The organism is Terrisporobacter muris (genome assembly GCF_024621905.1).
In the GTDB taxonomy this organism is placed as follows: Bacteria; Bacillota; Clostridia; order Peptostreptococcales; family Peptostreptococcaceae; genus Terrisporobacter; species Terrisporobacter muris.
Genome location: NZ_JANKBY010000380.1, coordinates 1 through 3,013 on the forward strand (window position 1 = coordinate 1; position 3,013 = coordinate 3,013).

Annotated in this window: 3 protein-coding genes; 1 reads left to right on the top strand and 2 read right to left on the bottom strand. The window is 29.7% G+C overall.

Features of this window, described 5'->3' with window-relative positions; translation table 11 throughout:
* The first annotated feature begins 168 nt into the window (after nt 1-168).
* Nucleotides 169-1,479 (top strand): DUF1002 domain-containing protein, encoded by a 1,311-nt coding sequence (locus NSA58_RS18055; protein WP_079764783.1) that lies wholly within the window; start codon nt 169-171, stop codon nt 1,477-1,479.
* Nucleotides 1,480-1,524: 45 nt separating this feature from the next.
* On the opposite strand, the gene proC is transcribed toward NSA58_RS18055, so the two are convergent.
* Both proC and NSA58_RS18065 read right to left on the bottom strand, forming a co-directional pair.
* Nucleotides 1,525-2,328: a pyrroline-5-carboxylate reductase gene (gene proC / locus NSA58_RS18060; RefSeq protein ID WP_039681117.1), complete on the bottom strand. Its 804-nt coding sequence runs from the start codon at nt 2,326-2,328 to the stop codon at nt 1,525-1,527.
* A gap of 39 nt (nt 2,329-2,367) precedes the next feature.
* Nucleotides 2,368-2,937: a DNA-3-methyladenine glycosylase gene (locus tag NSA58_RS18065; protein WP_257560779.1), complete on the bottom strand. Its 570-nt coding sequence runs from the start codon at nt 2,935-2,937 to the stop codon at nt 2,368-2,370.
* Between the last annotated feature and the right edge of the window lie 76 nt (nt 2,938-3,013).

Consider the following 3,013-nt stretch of genomic DNA (forward strand, 5'->3'; position numbering starts at 1 on the left):
AAGATTTATTTATAAATTGTAATTACAGTTACAATGTTGTAATCGCATTATGCGAATAAATATTATACTATATTCACAGAGTATTTTTACTTTATATTAAATCTTTACATAAATCTACTTAAAGAATTAATATAATTATTTTAAGTAGGAATTTTAGGAGGAAATATTATGAAATTTAAAAAGAAAGTTAGCTCTCTGTTAGTAGCGATGACAATAGTAGCAAGTAGCATTGTTCCGTCTTTTGCTGATGGTACTAGAGTAGTGACTATAGGTGTTAACAATACAGCTGAGCAAAGACAAAAAATATTTAATTATTTCGGTGTAAAGGAAAATGAAGTTCAGGTTTTAGAAGTAAATAATCAAGAAGAAAGAGAATACTTAGGTAAGGTAGCTACAGAGGCACAACTTGGAACTAAGACTTACTCTTGTGCTTATGTTGAACCAACTAATAATGGTGGAATAAATGTAAAAACTGCAAATATAACTTGGGTAACTTCTTCAATGGTAGCATCAACACTATCAACTGCTGGTATGACTAATGCCAATGCTGTAATAGCTGCCGTATTTCCTGTAAGTGGAACTGGTGCTTTAACAGGTGTTATGAAGGCTTTTGAAGATGCTTCTGGTGAAAAGTTAGATGAAGACAAAAAAGAATTAGCTTCTGAAGAATTAATAACTACAGGAGATCTTGGTGATGAAATAGGTCAGGATAAAGCAACTGGTGTTGTTAATGATATTAAAACAGAAGTTATAAAAAACGGTACAAGTGATGTTACACAAATAGCAGATATTATTAATAATGTAACTAATAATTACAATATTACATTAACAGATGCTCAAGTTAAACAAATAACTGACTTAATGGAAAAAATAGCTGCTCAAAATTATGATTATAATTCTATGAAAGAAACTTTAAATAATGTTTCTGATGTAGTTAAAGATAATTTACAAGAAGCTGGTGAAAGTGTAGGAAGTTCTGGAATAATGGATTCTATAGGAAACTTCTTCTCTTCAATTGGAGATTGGTTCTCTAATTTATTTAGTGGAAACAAAGATTTAGGTATACTTGGTGAAACTAAAGACGAGATGCTGGGAAGTAATGCAGTTATAAATGCTACAGACAAAGCAGCTGAGAACTTACCTTCTAGCGAAGAAGTGGAAGGATTCTTCCAAAAAATAATTAACTGGTTTACAAACTTATTCAACAACGATTCTGATAATAATGACAGCAACAATAATGATGTAAACAGTGGAGAATCTAACCAAGAAAATAATACTCAAACACCATCACAAGAAGAATCAAATGATAATAATGTAGAAAATAATACTAATAACAAGGACACTAACAATACTGAAAATACAGAAAACACTGATAATGCTCAGGATAGCCAAAATAGTGAAAATAATACTAACGATAATTCTTTAAATGTTCAAACTGAAACTGAACAACATTTTGACTCACAAGATTCAAATCAATAAGTTTTCATAACAAAGCTCCCATTTTTCAAATGGGAGCTTTTTATATTATTTACTCATTTCTATACTTTTGTTAACACAAGCTTCTACAGCTTTTATTACTGCACCTCTAAATTTTTCTTCTTCTAATACTTTTACAGCCTCTATAGTTGTTCCTCCAGGTGAACATACCATATCTTTTAATTCACCAGGATGCTTATCTTCTTCTAGAACCATTTTAGCAGCTCCCAAAACTCCTTGTGCTGCAAACTTATAAGCCTTGTCTCTTGGCATACCAGCTCTTACCGCACCATCAGCTATTGCTTCTATAAACATAAATGCATAAGCAGTTGATGAACCACTAGCTCCTATCACTGCATGAATTAAGTCTTCATTTACTACTTCACTTTTTCCTAGAGAATCAAACAAAGATTTAACAAAATCTAATTCTTCTTTACTTATGTTTTTATTTGGCGATAAAGAAGTCATTCCTTCTCCAACTAATGAAGGTGTGTTTGGCATTGTTCTTACAATTTTTTTATCATTACCAATAATGTTTTCCACTGATTCAATAGTCTTTCCTGCTGCAATTGTTATTATTATTTTTTTATCATCTATCACATCTTTAATTTCTTCTAGAACTTCATCATATATATTTGGTTTTACACCTATTACTATAAGGTCTGAAAATTCAGCCACTTCTTTAGAGTCTTTTGTTACATGAACATTGTACTCTTTTTTTAATCTTTCCATAGTTCTTTCACTTTTAGCAGAAGCCATTATATGTTCATTGTCCATCATTTTAGATTTCAAAATGCCACCTAAAATTGCCCCACCCATATTTCCTGCACCTATAAAACCTATTTTTTTCATATGTCTCCTCCTTTTTATTATTACAAATAAATTATATCATTACCTTTTTATAACAGAAACATATTTATTATTTTTAATATAAAATCTCCATAATTTATCTTTATCTTCTTGCGCATAATCTATATTAATTCTTTTATCTACAGCAATCTCAAAATCATTATCTGGATTATCTTCAATATAAAGTTCTGATCTAAATATACTTTTGCCACTTAATCCTCTATCTATATTTAATCCTTTACATAGTTTACCTGGACCATTTGTCAAATTCTTTTTTTGATAATTATTCAGTTCATTATAAGGCTTAGAAAATCTATTGTAAGATATTTCATCCCAACTATTTATAGGCTCTACTGCTCTAATTAAAACACACTCTGGTATATTTTCTTTATTGGCTGATAAATTTAAACAGTTGTATATCCCATAAATTAAATAAACATAAATATGACCTCCAGATAAATACAGAGGAGCAGTTCTAGTGCTTTTTTTATTCTTATATGCATGAGCAGCCTTATCTTTTGCTCCCATATATGCCTCGGTTTCTACTATTTTAGTTATAATGAGACGAACATGATAAAAGAGCTTATAAATTATATTTAACAGATAAATCAAAAGAAATAAAAGATGAAGTGTTTCAATTGTTATACCAATGGGAAGAAAGTATTACTACAACTATTTCTCAAGAAGA

Excerpts from the sequence above, each read along its gene's own strand:
- NSA58_RS18055 (WP_079764783.1), top strand. The coding sequence starts at position 169 with ATGAAATTTAAAAAGAAAGTTAGCTCTCTGTTAGTAGCGATGACAATA.
- proC (WP_039681117.1), bottom strand. The coding sequence starts at position 2,328 with ATGAAAAAAATAGGTTTTATAGGTGCAGGAAATATGGGTGGGGCAATT.